This window comes from Streptomyces sp. NPDC012827 (genome assembly GCF_042900905.1).
Classification (GTDB): domain Bacteria; phylum Actinomycetota; class Actinomycetes; order Streptomycetales; family Streptomycetaceae; genus Streptomyces; species Streptomyces gulbargensis.
Genome location: NZ_JBIBBY010000001.1, coordinates 575,839 through 595,397 on the forward strand (window position 1 = coordinate 575,839; position 19,559 = coordinate 595,397).

Consider the following 19,559-nt stretch of genomic DNA (forward strand, 5'->3'; position numbering starts at 1 on the left):
CGATCCGAACAGGAGGGGCGGAGAAGCTGTGGAATTCACCGGCGGAGGACGGCTCGAGGTCCGCATCACCAGCGCTGACGTGGGAAAACGTGTCTCCGTTCGGTCTGTGACGACCCAGGGTGTCGAGGGTGGGAAGTTCACGGACTCGGTCGGGGTGCTCACATCCTGGGACGACGGTGTGCTGCTGATCACACGAAAGAGCGGTGAGGGCGTCCGCATCCCGGAATCGGCGCTGGTCGCGGGGAAGGTCGTACCGGCCGCCCCGGCCCGCCGCAGGGGCCCCGCGGCCACCTTCGCCGAGCTGGCCCGGGCGACGGCGCGCGCCTGGGAACCGCCGGAGAGCGAGCCGCTCGGGGAATGGACCCTGCGGGCGGCGGGCGGGTTCACCCGGCGGGCCAACTCGGTCCTGCCGCTCGGTGATCCCGGGATGCCCGTCCCGGAGGCCCTGGAGCGCGTACGGGAGTGGTACGAGGCCCGGAAGCTGCCCGCGATCGTGCAGGCCGCCACCGGCGCCGAGGGCACCCAGGAGCTGCTCTGCGCCCAGCTGGAGCGGCGGGGCTGGCGGCGCGAGATCTCGGCGGAGGTACGGATCGGGGCCCTGGCGCCGGTCGGGGACGTGGACGCCGACGTGGCGGCCGTCCGCCTGGCGCGCACCGCCGACGACACCTGGTTGCGCCGCTACCGGCGCTTCGGGGAGGTGGACGCCACCGCCCGTGCCGTCCTCGCCTCGGGGCCGAGCGTGTGGTTCGCCTCCGTCCCGGGTCCGGGAGAGGTCCCGGCGGCGATCGGGCGGTGCGTGGTGGACGGCCGGTGGGCGGGGTTCCTCGCCGTCGAGGTCGACCCGGAGCAGCGCCGGCGGGGACTGGCGACCGCCGTCATGACGGCGCTGGCCCGGCGGGCCCTGGAGGAGGGCGCGTCGGCGGCCTGGCTCCAGGTGGAGACGGAGAACGACGGGGCGCGCGCCCTGTACGACGGGCTGGGCTTCGCGACCCACCACCACTACCACCACTACCGGTGGGCGGAGGCGTGAGCGAGGAGCCACCGGTGGAACCGGCCGGGCCGCCCGACCGGCGGCGGGAGTTCGCGGAGGAGGCACGCTCCGAGCGGCCCGACCTGGCCCGGCTCTGCCTGCTGATCGGCGCGGTGGCCGACCCGTCGGTCACCGAGGAGGACCTGGAGCGGGCGGACATGGAGCTCGACCGGCTCGCCGGTCTGGTGCCGTACGCGACCCGGGTCACCGGTGACTGGGCCCGGGAGCTGGCCGCCCTCCTCGGCCGCCGCGAAGGCTTCGAGGGAGTGCCCGCGGACTACCAGCGCCTGGAGTCCTCGCTGCTGCACGAGGTGCTGCGGCGGCGCAGAGGGCTGCCGATCCTGCTCTCCGTGGTCTGGATGGAGGTGGCCCGCCGGGCCGGCGCGCCCGTGTACGGGCTCGGGCTGCCCGGTCACTTCGTGGTGGGGTTCGGGGACCCGGCCGAGCTGCACCTGGCCGACCCCTTCGCCGGCGGGCGGCCCCTGACGGGCGCGGACGCGGAGCTGCTCGTGGCGAGCGCGACCGGCGAGTCGCTCGACCGGTCGATGCTGCGGCCGGCGGAGCCGGGGGCGATCGTGCTGCGCATCCTGAACAACATCCGCGCGTGGGCGGCCCCGCGCCCGGAGCGCTCGGACGTGGCCCTGTGGGCGGTGGAACTCTCCCTGCTGCTGCCGTCCCACCCCGCCAGGCTCCGTTACGAGCGCGCGGAACTGCTGGTGCGGCGCGGGGACTTCCTGACCGGCGCGGCGGAGATGGAGGCGTACGCGCGGGTGATGGACGCCGTGGACCCGGAGGCGGCGGTCACGATCCGCCGCAGGGCGCAGGCGGCGCGGGCCCGGCTGAACTAGGCCGCCACGGAGCGCACGCGGCGCGGGTGTCTCGCCGCAGGTCCTGCTCCCTGTGTGGAGGGGGCGGGGCGGCCGGATTCGAACCGGCGTCCTCCGAGATGCCATCGCGGCGCATTACCTCTGTGCTACGACCCCGCCTTGGGCAGAACCTTACGCGCTGTCACCTCGGCGGCGCCAGGGATTTCCGGGCCGGCCCGGCGCCCCGGTGAAGGGGCGGGACACCCCCGCGTCGACACCCGCCCCTGAGCGGGTCCGGCGGCAGAATGGGCCCATGCCGCTGACCGCCGACATCCTCGTGGCCCTCGTCGCCCTGCTGCACGCCTCCATCCTGGTCATGGAGATGTTCCTCTGGCAGAAGGAGCCGGGCCGGCGCTTCTCCGGCTTCGACGCCACGATGGCCCGCGAGACCGCGACCATGGCCGCCAACCAGGGGCTCTACAACGGTTTCCTCGCCGCCGGGCTCGTCTGGGGCCTCGTCGCGGAAGATCCCACGGGCTTCCGCGTCCAGGTCTTCTTCCTGTCCTGCGTGGTGATCGCGGGCCTCTACGGAGCCGCCACCGCCAACCGCCGGATCCTCTTCGCCCAGGCCCTGCCCGGGGCGCTCGCGCTCTCCGCCGTCCTCGTCGCCGGCTGACCGGCCGGAGCCCGGGAAAGCCCGGGGCCCCCGTCCGGAAGGACGGGGCCCGGGCCACGGCGACGGGGGCGGTCAGCCCTCGCCGCTGAGGTCGATCGTCCGGGTGCGCTCCGCGCGGGTCTTGCCGCGCAGCGCGTCCCGCATCACGTAGGCGACGTCGTCGGCGGACACCTCGTGCTTGGTGCCGTCACCCTTGGTGATCATGACTCCCTCGAAGGCGCCGTCGAGGAGCCGGTCGATGGCCTTCTTGTCGTAGACCTCCACGAGGCGGCCGTCCACGGCCTTCATGGAGAGGATCTGCGGCAGGGACCGGGCCGGGCCGAAGTCGATCTGCTTCCCGCCCGCCTTGATCGTGATCAGGTCGGACATGGCCGGCTGGGCGAACTCCCGCATCGCACGGTCCAGCTCCGCCTTGGTGACGGTCGGCCGACGGGTGGTCACGGGGAGCTCGACGACGTTGGGCGCGCCCGTCTCGACCTGGGCACGGTAGGCGTCCCGGACCGAGATCATCGAGCGCTGGATGTCCAGCGCCTTGCCGGGCCTGCCCTCGACCGGGGTGACCTTGTTCGGCGAGAAGAGGATGGTGCCCTCGGTGGCCGAGGCGGAGGTGCCGGCCAGGTCGCGCAGGGCGACGGCGAGCTTCTCCTCGTCGACCGGGAAGACCGGCTTGGCGACCCGTTCGCCGCCGAAGAGGGAGCCGATGACCGAGACCGGGTTGTAGTCGCTGCCGGCGGCGGCGCGGACGGTCTCCTGGCTGTCCAGGGAGAGACCCGCCTTGTCGGGGGCCAGCTCCACCTTCTTGCCGCCGACACTGAGCCGCAGCGGGGTGGTGGTCCGCTTGCCGAGGGCCGCCTCCAGCTTGTTGACGGCCTCCTCCTTCGTACCGCCGCCGATGTCCACGCCGAGGACCGTGGTGCCCTTGGGGACGTCGGAGTGGTTGAGGAGCAGTCCGGCGCCGTAGGCGACACCGGCGATGCCGACGAGACCCGCGGCGGCCAGGACCAGCTTGGAGCGGCCCTTCTTGCGCGCGGCGCGGCTCTGGGCCGGGGCGGCGGGACGCGGGGCCGGCGCCGGGGTCTCCTCCGCGCTCCGGGCGGGGGCCGGCTCGGGCGTGCGGCGGGCGGCGGACGCGGGGACCGCGGGCATGCCGCTGGAGAGCGTGTCGCCGGAGACGTGACCGCCCTCGGCCGGCCGTCCCGGCGCGGTGCCCGGCGCGGGCCGGGGGGCCGGCTGCTGCGGGGTCAGGATCGCGGTGTCGTCGGACATCCGCGGCGCCCCCGCGCCGGGACCGCCCTGGGGGCCCACGGGCCCCTGCGGACCGGGGCCGGTGAACGTGGCGGTGCCGGTGGCCGGGCCGGTGGTGGGCCCGGTCGGCGCGCCGGCGCCCGGATCCGGCCGCCCCGGCAGACCGGCGGCGGGGCCTTCGTGGACCGGGGTGCCGTTCGGCGGGGTCTGCTGGTACGCGGGCGTGCCGGCGGCCGGGGTGCCCGTGTCGTACAGGGGGTTGCCCGGGGCCGCCTGCGAGGTGACCGGGCGGCTCGACGGGGTGCTGCCGACCGTCGGGACACCGGAGGTCGCGGACCCGGCGAAACCGGTGCCGGGGGTCTGCCGACCGGGGCCGGGCGCCGACTTCGGAGCAGGGGCGGGCGCGGGCACGGGGGCCTGGGGCGACGCCGGGGCGGGCCCGGAGGCGGGCGCCGGGGCGGCCGGCTTGCGCGGGGCGAACCAGTCGCTGGTCCCCTTGGGCTTCGCCGGCGCCGGCTCCTCCGCGCGCGGCGGCTCCGGGGCCGGCCGCGGCTCGGGCTCGGGCTCCGGGGCCGGGGCGGCGGGTTCCGGCGCGGGCTCCGGCTCGGCGGACCCGGCGACGGGCTTGCGGACCACGACGGGCGGGATCGGCCGCGAACCCGGGATGTTGATCCGGATCCGGGTGGTCAGCGTGGTCTCGGTCTTGGGCTCCTCCGGCGGCGCGGGCGCGACGGGGCTCTCCTCCGGCGCGTCCTGCGTGGGGTGGAGCGACGGATACTGGCGGGATCCGTACGGCGGGGTCCCTGAGGGGTAGGCGGCTCCACCGCGCCCCTGGGCGCCGGAGGACGGACTGTCAGTCTCTCGACCAGTTTCACGACTCAAAGCAGGATCTCCCGGTTGGCTCCGCCGCCCGCTCTTGCTGATGTTCGTTCTGACCCGGGCGGTTCGGCGGCGCGCACCACCATACTGGCCGCCGCCGTCTCGTACCCGACCCCCGGTCGGACCGCGACGGGCAATCCGGCCGAAGTCAGGGCGACGCCGGTCTCAAGTCGGCCTGCTCACGCGGCCGGACGGCCCGGCGCGGCACGGGTGGCGCACATCACAGCGATCGCCATGCTTCCGAAAAGGTAGAGCAGCTCGGCGAGGCCGCCCCCGAACACTCCGTCGCCCTCGGGACGTCGGAAGCTGAGGAGGATGACGGCGAGGAGCCAGCCGGCGCCGGCGGTGACCACGGCGAACGGGCCGCCGACGGCCCGCAGCCCGCCGTAGAAGAGGCCGGCGGTGGCGAGCAGGGCCAGGAGCAAGCCGCCGGGCAGCCAGGCGGCTTGGACGAGGGCGCCGGCGGTGCCGACGAGGGCGCCGAGGACGACGAGCAGGGTGTGGAGGGCGAAGCGGCCCGGGGAGAAGTTCACCGGTCGCTCACCCCGGCGAAGAGGTCGGTCTCGCGCTCGCCGGCGGGGGCACCGGAGGTGCCCCGGACCAACTCGTAGTACTCGGTGGTGAGGATGGGCTGGCCGAGGTCGTTGGACAGGGCGAAGAAGGGGCCGTCCACGGCGACTTGGGTGGCATGGGCGGCCATGGCGGCCGTCTTGCGGGCGGCGTACGCGGGGTGGCCGCCGATCTCGGCGGTGACGCGGTCCTCGTCGACGACGCCGGGGACGTCGGAGAGGGCGGCGACGGCGGGGAAGGCGGATCCCTCGGCGCGCAGCCGGGCGAAGCCCGCCTCCAGGACGGGGCGCGGGACCCGGTTCCAGTAGATCTTGGCGATGGTGTGGGCCGGGCCGAGATCGGGGCGGTAGGCCGGGTCGGCGGCGAGGTCGGCGGCGCGCATCGCGACCCGGTGGGCCTGGATGTGGTCGGGGTGGCCGTAGCCGCCGTCCGGGTCGTAGGTGACGAGGACCTGGGGGCGGGTCTCGCGGACGATCTCCACGAGGTACGGGGCGGCCTCGTCGACGGGGGTGTTCCAGAAGGCGCCGGGGCGCTCGTTCTGTTCGACACCCCTCATCCCCGAGTCGCGGAAGCGGCCCGGGCCGCCGAGGAAGCGGTGGTCGGTGACGCCGAGCTCGGCCATGGCGGCGGCGAGTTCGCCCGCGCGGTGGGGGCCGAGCCGGTCCTCCCGGTCCGGCGCCAGGTGGGCGAGGCCGGGCGGGATGACCTCGCCCTCCTCGCCCAGGGTGCAGGTGACCAGGGTGACGAGGGCCCCCTCGGCCGCGTACCTGGCCATGGTGGCGCCGTTGTTGATCGACTCGTCGTCCGGGTGCGCGTGCACGAGGAGCAGACGACGGGCGGGAAGCTCGGTCATGGCCCCAGCCTACGAGGCGGGGCCACCGGCGGACCGGCGGCCTGCCCGGGTCAGAACTTGAGGCCGCCGATCATGCCCGCCACATTGGTGGTCAGGGTGCTGATGGACGGGGCGATGGACGAGCTCGCCAGGTAGAAACCGAGGAGCGCGCAGATCGCCGCGTGTCCAGCCTTCAGCCCGGATTTCCGGATCAGCAGGAAGACGACGATCGCCAGCAGCACCACCACGGAGATCGAGAGTGCCACGGCGGTTCACCTCCACACTTCTTCGGTCGGATGGTCGAGCGGTTCGGTCAGGCTGCATGTGCCGGGCGGATACCTACCCACCCAGTGCTACGGATCATAACTATCCGTGCCATCGCATCGATCGGCGGACGGAGGCACAGAGGGGGCGCACACCGCTGTTTTCGGCCGCGCGTGGACCGCCGGTCGTGCTCCCCCGTACTCGAACGGGCTGGACGGGGGCCTTTTTGAGGGCAGTCGGCGGCCGTGACGGAATGGCCGAATTCCTCGCCTCGGAAGTTCGCTCGCGACCGGGGCGGTGGGGTACGGGCCGGCGGGCGTCTCACCAGCCGGGCGGGCGTGGGGAGGGTGGGGCCGGGGGAGGCGCGCCCGCCGGGGCGTACGGCGCTCCGGGTGGTACGGGGTCGGGGGCGCCGCGTCCGGCGAGGAGCGCGAGGACGGCGAGTCCGGCGAGCAGGGCGAAGAGGGAGCTGAGGGCGTGGAGCGTGCCGGGGGCGGTCAGGTCGGCGAACCCGGGCAGCGTCTCGTACCGGATCAGCTGCACCACCTGCGCCAGGCCGCCGCCGGTGAGGAGCCCGCCGGCGAGGAGGCCGAAGGCGCGGGTGTGGCGGGCGCGGGCGAGGGCGGAGATCCCGGCGGTGAGGTGGAGGGCGGTGAGGACGGCGGCGAGCCAGCCCGGGGGGACGCCGAGGGCCGGCCGGGCGACGGACCGGCCGCCGGTGAACCGGTCGACGGTGATCTCCAGGGGCAGTTCGGTGGCCCAGTACGCCTCCCAGAGGGTGCCGGCGGCCGCGGCGGTGACGAGGAGGGCGCCGGCGGTGGCGGCGGGGCCGGTGCGCGGGCGGGTGGGCAGCGGTTCGCGGGCGGAGCGGGGCGGGCGGCGGCCGGCGACGGCGGTGACGACGAGTCCGGTGGCGAGGGCGAGCTGGAGGAGGGTGCTGACGAGGGCGCCGGTGCCGGACGCCCATAGGCCGGGGAGGCGCAGGGCCAGGGTGACCGCCCCGGTGGCGGCGAGCGCGGAGGCGGCGTGACGGGAACGGAGGGAGGCGACGGCGGTGGCGGCGGTGGCGAGCAGGAGCAGCGGTTCGACGAGGGAGGTGTGCGACCGGCCGCCCGTGAGGGGGGCGTGGTCCCCGGCCCAGTACCGGACGAGGGCGAGGGGTGAGCCGAGGGCGGCCAGGTCCCTGAGGATCCAGACGGCGGACAGGAGGACGAGTGCGGCGCAGAACGCGGCGCCGGTGAGACGTGCCGGGCGTGTCACAGTCACGGTCCCGATCCTCGCGGTCGCCCCCGGCCGGGACAAGCGGTTCCGCGCCCCCGGCGTTCAGGGCCGGTCGGGGTCCCGGTAGAGGCTGGCGCCGCCCCGGGGACCGGCCGGGCCGTGGTCCGGCTCCTCGGGCGGGACGACCTGCTTCTCCTCGGCGAAGTGGCAGGCGGAGTCGTGCCGGGCGGGGCTGTCGGCGTGCCGGAAGGCGGCGGGGACGGCGAGGAGGGGGACTTCGAGGGCGCAGCGTTCCTGGGCCTTCCAGCAGCGGGTGCGGAAGCGGCAGCCGGAGGGGATGTTCGCCGGGGAGGGCACGTCGCCGGTGAGGATGATCCGCTCGCGGTGGGCGCGTGCCTCGGGGTCGGGCACGGGGACGGCGGAGAGCAGGGCCTGGGTGTAGGGATGGGTGGGGTGTTCGTAGATCTCGGCGTCGGTGCCGATCTCGACGATCCGGCCGAGGTACATGACGCCGACCCGGTCGGAGATGTGCCGGACGATCGACAGGTCGTGCGCGATGAAGACGTAGGACAGGTTGAACTCGTCCTGCAGCTTCTCCATCAGGTTGATGACCTGCGCCTGGACGGAGACGTCGAGCGCGGAGACCGGTTCGTCGGCGACGATGATCTCGGGGCGCAGGGCGAGGCCGCGGGCGATGCCGATGCGCTGGCGCTGACCGCCGGAGAACTGGTGCGGGTAGCGGTTGATGTACTCGGGGTTCAGACCGACGACGTCGAGCAGCTCCTGCACCTTGCGGCGCCGGTCGCCCTTCGGGGCCACCTCGGGGTGGATCTCGTACGGCTCGCCGATGATGTCGCCGACCGTCATGCGCGGGTTGAGCGAGGTGTACGGGTCCTGGAACACCATCTGGATGTTCCGGCGGACCGCCTTGAGGGCCTTCGCGGAGAGCCGGGTGAGGTCCTCGCCCTTGTAGCGGATGGCACCGGAGGTCGGGCGCTCCAGGTTGACCAGCATCTTCGCGACGGTCGACTTGCCGCAGCCGGATTCGCCGACGATGCCGAGGGTCTCCCCCGCGGCGAGATCGAAGTCCACGCCGTCGACGGCCTTGACGGCGCCGACCTGCTTCTTGAGGAGGACGCCCTGGGTGAGCGGGTAGTGCTTGTGCAGGTCCCGGACTTCGAGAATCGCCTCGGCCTTCTCAGCCATGGAGGCACTCCTTCCAGAAGTGGCAGGCGCTCGTCCTCGGCACGGGCGAGTCGGTGACCGGGTACAGCGGCGGTACGTCGGTCCGGCAGACGTCCTGGGCGAGGGGGCAGCGGGGGTTGAAGGCGCAGCCGGGCGGGATGTTCAGGAGGTTGGGCGGGAGGCCCTTGATGGCGTAGAGCTCCTGGCCCTTCTGGTCGAGGCGGGGGATGGATTCGAGCAGGCCCCGGGTGTAGGGGTGGGCGGGGGCCTTGTAGATCTCGTGGACGGGGGCCTGTTCGACGATCCGGCCGGCGTACATCACGGCGATCTTGTCGGCGACGTCCGCGACGACGCCGAGGTCGTGGGTGATGAGGATGAGGCCCATGTCGAGTTCGCGCTGGAGCTCGGCGAGGAGGTCCATGACCTGGGCCTGGACGGTGACGTCGAGGGCGGTGGTGGGCTCGTCCGCGATGATCAGCTCGGGTTCGAGGGCGAGCGCCATGGCGATCATGATCCGCTGGCGCATGCCGCCGGAGAACTGGTGGGGGTACTGGCCGACGCGTTCCCGGGCGGCGGGGATGCGGACCCGGTCCATGAGTTCGACGGCCTTGGCGCGGGAGTCCTTCCTGGACATGCCGCGGTGGACCTGGAACATCTCGCCGAGCTGGTCGCCGACGGTGAGGACGGGGTTGAGCGAGGAAAGCGCGTCCTGGAAGATCATCGCCATCTTGGCGCCGCGGACCTTGCGCCGCTCCTCCTCCTTGAGCGTGAGGAGGTCCTGTCCCTGGAAGAGGATCCGGCCGCCGGTGATGCGGCCGGGCGGCATGTCGAGGATGCCCATGATCGCCTGCGCGGTCACGGACTTGCCTGAGCCGGACTCGCCGAGGACGGCGAGGGTCTCCCCCGCGTCGACGGAGTAGTTGACGCCGTTGACGGCCTTGGCGACGCCGTCGCGGGTGTGGAACTCCACGTGCAGGTCGCGCACTTCGAGCAGCATGGGTCCCTACCTCAGCTTGGGGTCGAGGGCGTCGCGGACGGCGTCGCCGAGCATGATGAAGGCGAGGACGGTGACGGCGAGCGCGCCGGCCGGCCAGAGCAGCATGTGCGGGGCGTTGCGGACGTTCTGCGAGGCGGCGGAGATGTCGATGCCCCAGGAGACCGTGGGCGGTTTGAGGCCGACGCCGAGGAAGGAGAGCGTCGCCTCCAGGGCGATGTACGTGCCGAGGGCGATGGTGGCGACGACGATGACCGGGGCCAGGGCGTTGGGCGTGATGTGGCGCAGGAGCATCCGGGTGTTCGAGGCGCCGAGGGCCCGGGCGGCCTGGACGTAGTCGTTCTGTTTGGCGGTGATGACGGAGCCGCGGGCGATGCGGGAGATCTGCGGCCAGCCGAGCAGGACCATGAAGCCGATGACGGGCCACACGGTGTTGCTGCTGACGACGGAGAGCAGGACGAGGCCGCCGAGGACGACGGGGATCGCGAAGAAGACGTCGGTGACGCGGGAGAGGAACCCGTCCCAGGCGCCGCCGAAGAAGCCGGCGAGGCCGCCGAGGACGGAGCCGAGGACGGCGACGCCGAGGGTGGCGAAGACGCCGACCTGGATGGAGGCGCGGGCGCCGTGGACGGTGCGGGTGTAGACGTCGCAGCCCTGGGTGTCGAAGCCGAAGGGGTGGCCGGGCTGGGAGCCCTGCTGGGCCTTGGCGAGGTCGCAGTCGAGCGGGTTGCCGTCGGCGATGAGCCGCGGCCAGACGGCGATGAGCACCAGGAAGACGATGATCAGGCCGGAGACGATGAAGACGGGGTTGCGGCGCAGGTCGTGCCAGGCGTCGGACCACAGCGAGCGGGGCTTGTTGTCCGGGCCGGTGCCGTCCGGGGGGGCCTGCGGGCCCTTCTCCAGGGTCTCGGCCTCGGCCATCGCGAGGTCGTAGGCGCCGCCGCCGCCCGTGGGGGCGATGGCCTGGCCGTCGTACGGCTGCTCGGGCTGGTCAGGCATAGCGGATCCTCGGGTCAAGGACGGCGTACAGGAGGTCGACGAGCAGGTTCGCCACCAGGAAGACCAGGACGAGGACGGTCACGAAGCCGACGACGGTCTGGGTGTTCTGGCGGAGGATGCCCTGGTAGAGCTGGTAGCCGACGCCGTGGATGTTGAAGATCCGTTCGGTCACGATGGCCCCGCCCATGAGGGCGCCGACGTCGGTGCCGATGAAGGTCACCACGGGGATGAGGCTGTTGCGCAGCAGGTGGCGGGTGATGACCCGGCGGCGCGGCAGGCCCTTGGCGACGGCGGTGCGGACGTAGTCGGCTCGCTTGTTCTCGGCGATGGAGGTGCGGGTGAGCCGGGTGACGTAGGCGAGGGAGACGGAGGCGAGCACCAGGCCGGGGAGGATCAGTTCGTCGAAGGTGGCGGCGGAGGAGACGGAGGGTTTGATCCAGCCCCACTTGACGCCGAGGAGGAGCTGGGCGAGCAGGCCCGTGACGAAGGTCGGGACGGAGATGACGACCAGGGTCAGCAGCAGCACGCCGGTGTCGACGGGGCGGCCGCGCCGCAGGCCGGTGAGGACGCCGAGACTGATGCCGATGACGATCTCGAAGAGGACGGCGACGATCGTGAGGCGGATGGTGACCGGGAAGGCGTTGCCCATCAGCTCGGTGACCTCCTGGCCGTTGAAGGCCGTGCCGAAGTCGCCGGTGAAGACGTTCCCCATGTAGGTCAGGTATTGCTGCCAGACCGGCTTGTCGAGGCCGAATTCCTTCTTGAGCCGGGCGGCGGTCGCCGGGTCGCACTGGCGGTCGCCGCACAGGCCGGCGATGGGGTCGCCCATCACGTTCACCATCAGGAAGATCAGCAGCGTGGCGCCGAAGAAGACCGGGATCATCTGCAGCAGTCGCCGGATCACATAACGACCCATGAGGGGCTCCGGGGGTGTGGGGGGTAGGCGTACGGCCCGGCGCGGAGGTCCGCGGGCCGGGCCGTACGCCGTCGGCCTGCTCCGGCGTCAGTTGACCTTGATCTGGTCGTAGACCGGGACGCTGAACGGGTTCAGGGAGACGTTGGTGATGCGGTCGGAGTAGCCGGCGCTGCCGTTCTGGTACCAGAGCGGGATGGCGCCCATGTCGTCGCGGAGGACTTCCTCGGCCTTCTGGAAGAGTTCGACGGCCTTCTTGGTGTCGGTCTCGGCGTTGGCCTGGTCGACGAGCTTGTCGAACTCCGGGTTGGAGTACTTGCCGTCGTTGGACGAGGCGTTGGTGTAGTACATCGGCTGGAGGAAGTTCTGGATGAGCGGGTAGTCCATCTGCCAGCCGGCCCGGAAGGGGCCCTTCAGCTTCTGGGTGGTGACCTGGTTGCGGTAGTCGGCGAAGGTGCCGACGGGGTTGCCGACGCAGGCCCGGTCGTTGCCGAGGGCGCGGTTGATGGAGTTGCAGACGGCGTCGATCCACTGCTTGTGGGAGCCGGTGTCGGCGTTGTACGAGATCCTCAGCGTGCCGCCGGGGATGCCGCCGCCCTCCGCGACCAGCTTCTTCGCCTCGGCCGGGTCGTACTCGCAGGCCTCGCCGCACAGCTCCTTGTAGCCGCCGTCGGCGCCGAGGACCGGGGAGGTCCAGTCCTTGGCGGGGGTGCGGGTCTTCTGGAAGATCGTCTCGGTGATCTGGGCGCGGTTGATCGCCATGGAGAGGCCCTTGCGGAGCTTCTCCTGGCCCGGTTTGTTCCAGGCGGGCTCGTAGAAGGGGATGGAGAGCGTCTGGATGATGCCGGCGGGGGTGTTGATGTAGCGCTCGCCGAGGTCGGCCTGGACGTTCTTCAGCTGGGCGGCGGGCACGTCGTCGACCAGGTCGAGGTTGCCGGCGAGGAGGTCGGTGTAGGCGGTGTTGTTGTCGGTGTAGACCTTGAGGGTGACGCCGCCGTTCTGGGCCTTGTCCTCGCCGGGGTAGCCGTCCCACCGCTTCAGGGCCATCTGGGAGCCCTTGGAGTACGAGTCGACGGTGTACGGGCCGTTGCCGACGGGCTTCGACAGCCAGCCGGCGTGGTCGGTGAAGAAGGCCTTCGGGAGGGGTGCGAAGGCCGCGTAGCCGAGGGTGTCGGGGAAGGTCGAGAACTTCTGCGTGAGCTTGACCGTGAAGGTGCGCGGTCCGGTGACCTTGAGGCCGGAGAGGGTGTCGGCGGTCGGCTCGCCCTGGTCGGGGTGGACCTTGTCGTAGCCCTCGATGTACCCGAAGAAGTAGGCGTTCTTCTGGTTGTTCTTCAGGTGGGCGCCGTAGTTCCAGGCGTCGACGAAGGACTGGGCGGTGACCTTCTCGCCGTTGGAGAAGGTCCAGCCGTCCTTGACCGTGATGGTGAAGGTGGTCGAGTCCTTGGTCTCGATCTTCTCGGCGAGCATGTCCTTGGCCTCGCCGGTCTTCGGGTCGTACTGCTTGAGACCGCGGAAGATCATGTTGAGGACCTTGCCGCCCTGGACCTCGTTGGTGTTCGCCGGCTCCAGCGGGTTCTGCGGGTCGCCCCACGAGGAGGACACGATGCCGTCGGCCCCTCCGCCGCCGCTGTCGTCGCCGCCGCCGCAGGCGGTCGCCGCGAGGGCGACGGCGGTGGCCAGAGCGGCCCACCTGGCGAGCGTGGCTCCGCGCATGACATGCCTCCCGTTGGTCCTCGGACTCACTTAGGGCCCAATATCACCTGATATTGACGGGTATGCACTTTTATGGCGTCCGGATGAACCGGGGCTCGCGGAGGCACGGGAAAGCCCCCGGCACCTGGTGGGGTGCCGGGGGCTTTCCGTCGTACGGGGTGTCGCGCCGGATCAGACGGAGAGGACCGTCCGCTCCTCCGCGAAGTGGCAGGCCGACTCGTGCGCGGCCAGGGTGTCCTGGCCCTGGAAGCGCTCCGGGATCGCGAGGACCGGGACCTCCGTCGCGCACTTGTCCTGGGCCTTCCAGCAGCGGGTGCGGAAGCGGCAGCCCGACGGCGGGTTCGCCGGCGAGGGCACGTCACCGGTCAGGATGATCCGCTCGCGGTGCGCGCGGGCCTCCGGGTCCGGCACCGGCACCGCGGAGAGCAGCGCCTGGGTGTACGGGTGCGTGGGGTGGTCGTAGATCTGCTCGTCCGTACCGATCTCGGCCATCTTGCCGAGGTACATGACGCCCACGCGGTCCGAGATGTGCCGGACGATCGACAGGTCGTGCGCGATGAAGATGTAGGACAGGTTGAACTCGTCCTGCAGCTTCTCCATCAGGTTGATGACCTGCGCCTGGACGGAGACGTCCAGGGCGGAGACCGGCTCGTCGCAGATGATGATCTCCGGGTTGAGCGCGAGGCCGCGGGCGATGCCGATGCGCTGGCGCTGACCGCCGGAGAACTGGTGCGGGTAGCGGTTGATGTACTCGGGGTTCAGACCGACGACGTCGAGCAGCTCCTGCACCTTGCGGCGCCGGTCGCCCTTCGGGGCCACCTCGGGGTGGATGTCGAAGGGCTCGCCGATGATGTCGCCGACCGTCATGCGCGGGTTGAGCGAGGTGTACGGGTCCTGGAACACCATCTGGATGTTCCGGCGGACCGCCTTCAGCGCGCGCCCGGACAGCTTGGTGATGTCCTGGCCCTTGTAGAAGACCTCGCCGGCGGTGGCCTTCTCCAGGCTCATGAGGAGCTTGGCGACGGTGGACTTGCCACAGCCGGACTCGCCCACGATGCCCAGGGTCTCGCCCTGGAAGAGGTCGAAGGAGACCCCGTCCACGGCCTTGACCGCGCCGACCTGCTTCTTGAAGAGGATGCCCTGCGTCAGCGGGAAGTGCTTCTGCAGGTTGCGCACCTGGAGGATCGGCTCGCCGCGCTCGACGGGGGCCTCGATGGCGGCTACGGCCTCCGCCTCGGACACATCCTCGGCCTTGTCGTTCTTGCTGAGCTCAGCCATGGATCGTCTCCTTCCAGAAGTGGCAGGCGCTGCCGCGGCCCGGCAGCTCCGCGCCGTCCTGCTCGGTCACCGGGGCCAGCGGCGGGACGTCCGTACGGCAGATGTCCTCGGCGCGGGGGCAGCGCGGGTTGAAGGCGCAGCCCGACGGGATCTTGAGCAGGTTGGGCGGCAGGCCCTTGATCGCGTACAGCTCCTGGCCCTTCTGGTCCAGGCGCGGGATCGAGTCGAGCAGCCCCTTGGTGTACGGGTGGGCCGGGCGCTTGTACAGCTCGTGCACCGGCGCCCGCTCCACGATCCGGCCCGCGTACATCACGGCGATCTTGTCCGCGACGTCGGCGACCACGCCGAGGTCGTGGGTGATCAGGATCAGACCCATGTTGTACTCGGTCTGGAGCTCGGCGAGCAGGTCCATGACCTGCGCCTGGACCGTCACGTCGAGCGCCGTGGTGGGCTCGTCCGCGATGATCAGGTCCGGCTCCAGGGAGAGCGCCATGGCGATCATGATGCGCTGGCGCATACCGCCGGAGAACTGGTGCGGGTAGTCGTTGACGCGCGCCGCGGCGGCCGGGATCTTCACCCGGTCCATCAGCTCGATGGCCTTGGCCTTGGCCTCCTTCTTGGAGAGGCCCTGGTGCACCCGGAACATCTCGCCGAGCTGGTAGCCGACGGAGAGGACCGGGTTCAGCGAGGAGAGCGCGTCCTGGAAGATCATCGCGATCTTGCTGCCGCGCACCTTGCGGTGCTCCTCCTCGGACATCTTCAGCATGTCCTGGCCGCGGAAGAGGATCTCTCCCTTGGTCACGAAACCAGGCGGGGTGTCGAGGATGCCCATGATCGCCTGCGCGGTCACGGACTTGCCGGAGCCCGACTCGCCGAGGACGGCGAGGGTCTCGCCCGCGCTCACGGAGTACGAGACGCCGTTCACGGCCTTCGCGACGCCCTCACGCGTACGGAACTCCACGTGGAGGTCACGGACGTCGAGGAGCGGACCCTCGTGGGTCTCGCCGTCGCGCGGCGCCGGGACGGCCGCGGTCTTGTCGATAGTGGTCACTGCGTTCGTCCTACCTCTCAGCGCAGCTTCGGATCGAAGGCGTCACGAACCGCGTCGCCGAGCATGATGAAGGCGAGCACCGTGATGGTGAGCATTCCGGAGGGGAACAGCAGCGGGTGCAGGCCCGAGGAGATGCGGTCCTGCGCCTCGGAGATCATCACGCCCCAGGAAATGGCCGGCGGCCTGATGCCGATGCCGAGGAAGCTCAGGGTCGCCTCCGCGCCGATGACCGCACCGAGCGAGATCGTGGCGACCACGATCAGCGGAGTGACGGAGTTCGGCAGCACGTGACGGAACATCATGCGCGAGGTGGAGGAACCGAGCGAGCGCGCGGCGGCCACGTAGTCGGCCTGCTTGACCTGCATGACGGCGCCGCGCATGACGCGGGCCATGGACATCCAGCCGACCGCGGTCAGCGTGAGCACCACGGCCATGACGCCGGCGTTGCGCATGCCCTTCTCGTCACGGAAGTTGTTCAGGATGACGATCGCGGCGAGCAGCAGCGGCAGTCCGAAGAAGACGTTCGTGACGAACGAGAGGAGGGCGTCCGTCCACTTGCCGAAGAAGCCGCCGAGGACACCCACGAGGCCGCCGATGACCAGGGAGAAGGCCGTCGTCAGGACACCCACGATCACCGAGTTGCGGGTGCCGTAGATGGTCTGCGAGTAGACGTCGCAGCCCTGGAAGTTGTAGCCGAACCAGGCGCTGCCGCTGGGGCCCTCCATCGAGTGCTTCAGGTCGCACGCGAGCGGGTCGACGCTGGTGAAGAGGCCCGGGAAGGCCGCGATCACCAGGATGACGAAGATGAGGACCGCCGAGATGATGAACATCGGGTTGCGGACCAGGTCGCGGAAGGCGTCCTGCGCGAGGCTGCGGGTCTTGTCCTGCGCGGCCGGGACCGGAGCGGGCGCGGTGGGGCCGGCGGGGTTCTCGACGGCCGTGTCGGACTTCTGGGTCGTGTCACTCATAGCGAATCCTCGGGTCAAGCACGGCGTACAGCAGGTCCACGACCAGCGCGGAGATCAGGTAGACGAGCACCAGCAGGCTGACGAATCCGACGACCGCCGGTCCGTCCTCCACGTTCAGGGAGGTGAAGAGCTGGTAGCCCACGCCGGGGATGTTGAAGATGCCCTCGGTGACGATCGCGCCGCCCATGAGGGAGCCGAGGTCGGCGCCCAGATACGTGACGACGGGGATCAGCGAGTTGCGCAGCACGTGGATGCCGACGACGCGGCTCTTCGGCAGGCCCTTGGCCTTGGCGGTACGGATGTAGTCGGCGCGGAGGTTCTCGGCGACCGACGCCCGTGCGAGACGCGCGATGTAGGCCAGCGACACCGAGCCGAGCACCATGCCCGGCAGCAGGTAGCTGGAGAACCCGTCATCGGTGCCGGAGACGGGGAACAGGCCCCATTCCATACCGAGGAAGGTCTGGGTGACATTGCCGAGCACGAAGATCGGGACGGCGATGACGGTCAGGGTGGAGACGAGCACCAGGTTGTCCATGAAGCTGCCGCGGCGCATGCCCGCGAGGACACCGGCGACGACGCCGATGACGAGCTCGAAGGTGAAGGCCACACCGGCGACCTTCAGCGTCTCCGGCCAGGCCTCGGCGAGGAGCTCGACGATGGGCCGGCCCTGGTTGATGGACTCACCGAAGTCGCCCTGGAGCAGACCCGTGAAGTAGTACCAGTACCTCACGAAGAACGGGTCGTCGAGGTGGTACTGAGCGGTGAGCGTCGCTCTGATGTTGTCGGGTACGGGCTTCTCGCCGTACAGGTTCTGGATGGGGTCGCCACCCATCTGCGTGACGAGAAAATAGACGATCAACGTGGTGCCGATGAAGACGGGCACCATCTGAAGGATTCGTCGGATGACGAACCGGCCCATGGATCCTCCTCGCGAGAAACGGCGGGGGCCGGTGTTGCCGGCCCCCGCCGCCGTTCTCGACTCTTAAAAGTGGGTCAGATGCCTGAGGCCCTTAGGCCTTCGAGATCTTGGTGACGTCGACCCGGTTGAAGAGGTCCATCTCCACGTTCGTCACGTTCTTGCTGTGCGCGAACACGTTCTTGCCGAAGCGGAGCGGGATCACCGGCATGTCCTGGACGAGGACGTCCTCGGCCTGCTGCCACAGCTTGATGGCGTCGGCGGAGGTCTTGGCCGCGCGGCCCTGCTCGACCAGGCTGTCGAACTTCTTGTTGCTGTAGCCGTAGTAGTTCGAGGAACCACCGGTGGTGAACAGCGGGCCGAGGTAGTTCTCCATGGACGGGTAGTCCATGATCCAGCCCATCCGGAACATGCCGGAGAACTTCTTCTGCTCGACCTGGGTCAGCAGCTCGGCGAACTGCGGGACGGCCTGGCCGACGCAGTCGACACCGAGGTTCTTCTTGATCTGGTTGCAGGTGGCGTCCACCCACTCCTTGTGACCGCCATCGCCGTTGTAGCCGATGTTGATCTTGTTGCCCTCGATGCCGCCGGCCTTGGCGAGCATCGCCTTGGCGGCAGCCGGGTCGAACTTGCAGGAGTCACCGCAGGTGTTCTCGCGGTAGCCGCCCACGACCGGGGAGACGAAGGAACGGGCCGGCGACTGCGAGTCGTTGAGGATCACCTTGGTGATCTCCTCGCGGTCGATCGCCATCGAGATCGCCTTGCGGATCTCCGGCTTCGCGTACTTCTTGTCGTACGTCGGGAACGACACGAACTGGAAGGTCGACGCCGGGGACGACTTGAAGCGCTTGCCGAACTGCTTCGGGGCGTTGGCCAGTTCGGAGCTCGGGACCTGCGGGACGACGTCCAGGGCGCCGGCGACGACGTCCTTGTACATCGTCTCCTGCTTCTGGTAGATCTTGTAGGTCACGGAGTCGACCTTGGGCTTGTTCGTGCCCGTGTAGTCAGGGTTCTTGACTACCTTGATCGACTTGTTGTGGTCCCACTTGCCGTCGATCTTGAAGGCGCCCTGGCCGATCGGAGCCTGCTCGTACGCCTTGATGTTGGCGATGGCGGCGTCCGGCAGCGGGTAGAAGACCGTGTAACCGAGAACGGTCTTGTAGTCGGCGAAGGGCTTCGCCAGCTTGACCGTGAAGGTGGTGTCGTCGACGACCTTCAGGCCCGAGAGCTCCTTGGCGGTCGGCTCGGGAGCCTTCTTCGGGCCCTCCTCGCCGTCCGGGTCCGCCGGGTTGAGGGCGTCGTAGCCCTCGATGGTGGCGAAGAAGTAGTTGCCGTCGGCCGCGTTCGGGCCGTAGGCGCCCCAGTTCCAGCCCTGGACGTAGCTCTTGGCGGTCACCGGGGTGCCGTCGTGGAACTTCTGCCCCGGCTTGATCTTGATGGTCCAGAGCTTGTTGTCGGTCGTGGTGATGGACTCCGCGGCGTCCTCGACCGGCTGGTTCTTGTCGTCGTAGCTGACGAGCGGACGGAACAGCGCGTCCAGCACCTGCGAGCCCTCGGACTCGGTCGTCGTCTGCGGGACGAGACGCTTCGGCTCCGAGATGCCGACGCTCACCGCGCCGCCGTCCTTGGCCTTGCCCTCCCCGTTGTCCTTGCTGCCGCCACAGGCGGTCGCTGCCAGGGCGACGGCGATCGCGCCCGCAACCCACTTGGCGCTCTTGGCACCACGCATGGGGTTCCTCCTCATGAGTCCACTTGTCACTACGAAAGGGACGCACGGAGACGGCCGACACCCCTGACGGCCCAGGACTCCAGCGCCCCGAGTGTGCTCGTGAGTCGGCACTCCCCACAGTGCTTGACCCATTGACCCGAGCTCAATGGAGCCAACTATTAAGTACGTCCGGGCTGTAAACCACACTTAAGTGGTCTCGTTTTGACAACATCACCAAGCCGTCAGAGGCCAAAATCCGGACAAACTGATCACAGACAGACACACCCGAAACGGACTGTTAACACACG

18 protein-coding genes and 1 tRNA gene are annotated in these 19,559 nt (G+C 70.5%); 3 read left to right on the forward strand and 16 right to left on the reverse strand.

Annotated elements, in window-relative coordinates; all coding sequences use genetic code 11:
• Positions 1-28: 28 nt before the first annotated feature.
• Together ACFY60_RS02575 and ACFY60_RS02580 are read left to right on the forward strand one after the other, a co-directional pair.
• Positions 29-1,030 carry a GNAT family N-acetyltransferase gene (locus ACFY60_RS02575; protein WP_388607405.1) on the forward strand — a complete coding sequence of 334 codons (1,002 nt, stop codon included), beginning with the start codon at positions 29-31 and terminating at the stop codon, positions 1,028-1,030.
• Positions 1,027-1,878 carry a tetratricopeptide repeat protein gene (locus tag ACFY60_RS02580; RefSeq protein ID WP_388607403.1) on the forward strand — a complete coding sequence of 284 codons (852 nt, stop codon included), beginning with the start codon at positions 1,027-1,029 and terminating at the stop codon, positions 1,876-1,878. The genes ACFY60_RS02575 and ACFY60_RS02580 overlap by 4 nt, the downstream gene beginning before the upstream one ends.
• A gap of 62 nt (positions 1,879-1,940) precedes the next feature.
• Here the strand turns inward: ACFY60_RS02580 and ACFY60_RS02585 are convergent.
• Positions 1,941-2,015: transfer RNA gene (locus ACFY60_RS02585), tRNA-Ala, on the reverse strand.
• Between the two features lie 134 nt (positions 2,016-2,149).
• On the opposite strand from ACFY60_RS02585, the gene ACFY60_RS02590 reads away from it, so the two are divergent.
• On the forward strand, positions 2,150-2,512 hold the full coding sequence (locus ACFY60_RS02590) for a DUF1304 domain-containing protein (RefSeq protein WP_388607401.1): 363 nt from the start codon (positions 2,150-2,152) through the stop codon (positions 2,510-2,512).
• 72 nt (positions 2,513-2,584) lie between these two features.
• Here the strand turns inward: ACFY60_RS02590 and ACFY60_RS02595 are convergent, their stop codons facing one another.
• The 15 genes from ACFY60_RS02595 to ACFY60_RS02665 form a co-directional block, all read right to left on the reverse strand.
• Positions 2,585-4,639, reverse strand: coding sequence for a hypothetical protein (locus tag ACFY60_RS02595; RefSeq protein ID WP_388607399.1), 2,055 nt, complete (start codon positions 4,637-4,639; stop codon positions 2,585-2,587).
• Between the two features lie 176 nt (positions 4,640-4,815).
• Positions 4,816-5,169, reverse strand: coding sequence for a DUF6113 family protein (locus tag ACFY60_RS02600; RefSeq protein ID WP_345284832.1), 354 nt, complete (start codon positions 5,167-5,169; stop codon positions 4,816-4,818).
• On the reverse strand, positions 5,166-6,059 hold the full coding sequence (gene mshB / locus ACFY60_RS02605; protein WP_388607397.1) for an N-acetyl-1-D-myo-inositol-2-amino-2-deoxy-alpha-D-glucopyranoside deacetylase: 894 nt from the start codon (positions 6,057-6,059) through the stop codon (positions 5,166-5,168). Before mshB ends, ACFY60_RS02600 begins: the two co-directional genes overlap by 4 nt.
• A 50-nt stretch (positions 6,060-6,109) precedes the next feature.
• The gene (locus ACFY60_RS02610; RefSeq protein WP_053640878.1) at positions 6,110-6,304 is read right to left on the reverse strand and encodes a hypothetical protein; all 195 of its coding nucleotides are present in this window, start codon (positions 6,302-6,304) and stop codon (positions 6,110-6,112) included.
• A 319-nt stretch (positions 6,305-6,623) separates the two neighbouring features.
• Positions 6,624-7,568 (reverse strand): hypothetical protein, encoded by a 945-nt coding sequence (locus ACFY60_RS02615; protein ID WP_388607395.1) that lies wholly within the window; start codon positions 7,566-7,568, stop codon positions 6,624-6,626.
• 57 nt (positions 7,569-7,625) lie between these two features.
• Positions 7,626-8,729: an ABC transporter ATP-binding protein gene (locus tag ACFY60_RS02620; protein WP_388607393.1), complete on the reverse strand. Its 1,104-nt coding sequence runs from the start codon at positions 8,727-8,729 to the stop codon at positions 7,626-7,628.
• Positions 8,722-9,705 carry an ABC transporter ATP-binding protein gene (locus ACFY60_RS02625; protein WP_388607390.1) on the reverse strand — a complete coding sequence of 328 codons (984 nt, stop codon included), beginning with the start codon at positions 9,703-9,705 and terminating at the stop codon, positions 8,722-8,724. Before ACFY60_RS02625 ends, ACFY60_RS02620 begins: the two co-directional genes overlap by 8 nt.
• A 6-nt stretch (positions 9,706-9,711) precedes the next feature.
• Positions 9,712-10,701: an ABC transporter permease gene (locus tag ACFY60_RS02630; RefSeq protein WP_388607388.1), complete on the reverse strand. Its 990-nt coding sequence runs from the start codon at positions 10,699-10,701 to the stop codon at positions 9,712-9,714.
• Complete coding sequence (locus tag ACFY60_RS02635; protein WP_388607387.1) at positions 10,694-11,617, reverse strand: ABC transporter permease; 924 nt, start codon at positions 11,615-11,617, stop codon at positions 10,694-10,696. The genes ACFY60_RS02630 and ACFY60_RS02635 overlap by 8 nt, the downstream gene beginning before the upstream one ends.
• A gap of 87 nt (positions 11,618-11,704) precedes the next feature.
• On the reverse strand, positions 11,705-13,330 hold the full coding sequence (locus ACFY60_RS02640; RefSeq protein WP_345284847.1) for an ABC transporter substrate-binding protein: 1,626 nt from the start codon (positions 13,328-13,330) through the stop codon (positions 11,705-11,707).
• A gap of 171 nt (positions 13,331-13,501) precedes the next feature.
• Positions 13,502-14,608, reverse strand: a complete 1,107-nt coding sequence (locus tag ACFY60_RS02645; RefSeq protein ID WP_345284849.1) for a dipeptide ABC transporter ATP-binding protein — start codon at positions 14,606-14,608, stop codon at positions 13,502-13,504.
• A complete protein-coding gene (locus ACFY60_RS02650) occupies positions 14,601-15,659 on the reverse strand; it encodes an ABC transporter ATP-binding protein (protein WP_388607385.1) in 1,059 nt (352 codons plus the stop codon). The genes ACFY60_RS02645 and ACFY60_RS02650 overlap by 8 nt, the downstream gene beginning before the upstream one ends.
• Positions 15,660-15,676: 17 nt before the next feature.
• Positions 15,677-16,627 (reverse strand): ABC transporter permease, encoded by a 951-nt coding sequence (locus ACFY60_RS02655; RefSeq protein ID WP_388607383.1) that lies wholly within the window; start codon positions 16,625-16,627, stop codon positions 15,677-15,679.
• Positions 16,620-17,546: an ABC transporter permease gene (locus ACFY60_RS02660; RefSeq protein WP_388607381.1), complete on the reverse strand. Its 927-nt coding sequence runs from the start codon at positions 17,544-17,546 to the stop codon at positions 16,620-16,622. Before ACFY60_RS02660 ends, ACFY60_RS02655 begins: the two co-directional genes overlap by 8 nt.
• A 91-nt stretch (positions 17,547-17,637) precedes the next feature.
• Entirely contained in the window at positions 17,638-19,272 is a 1,635-nt protein-coding gene (locus ACFY60_RS02665) for an ABC transporter substrate-binding protein (protein WP_388607380.1), read from the reverse strand.
• Positions 19,273-19,559: the final 287 nt, after the last annotated feature.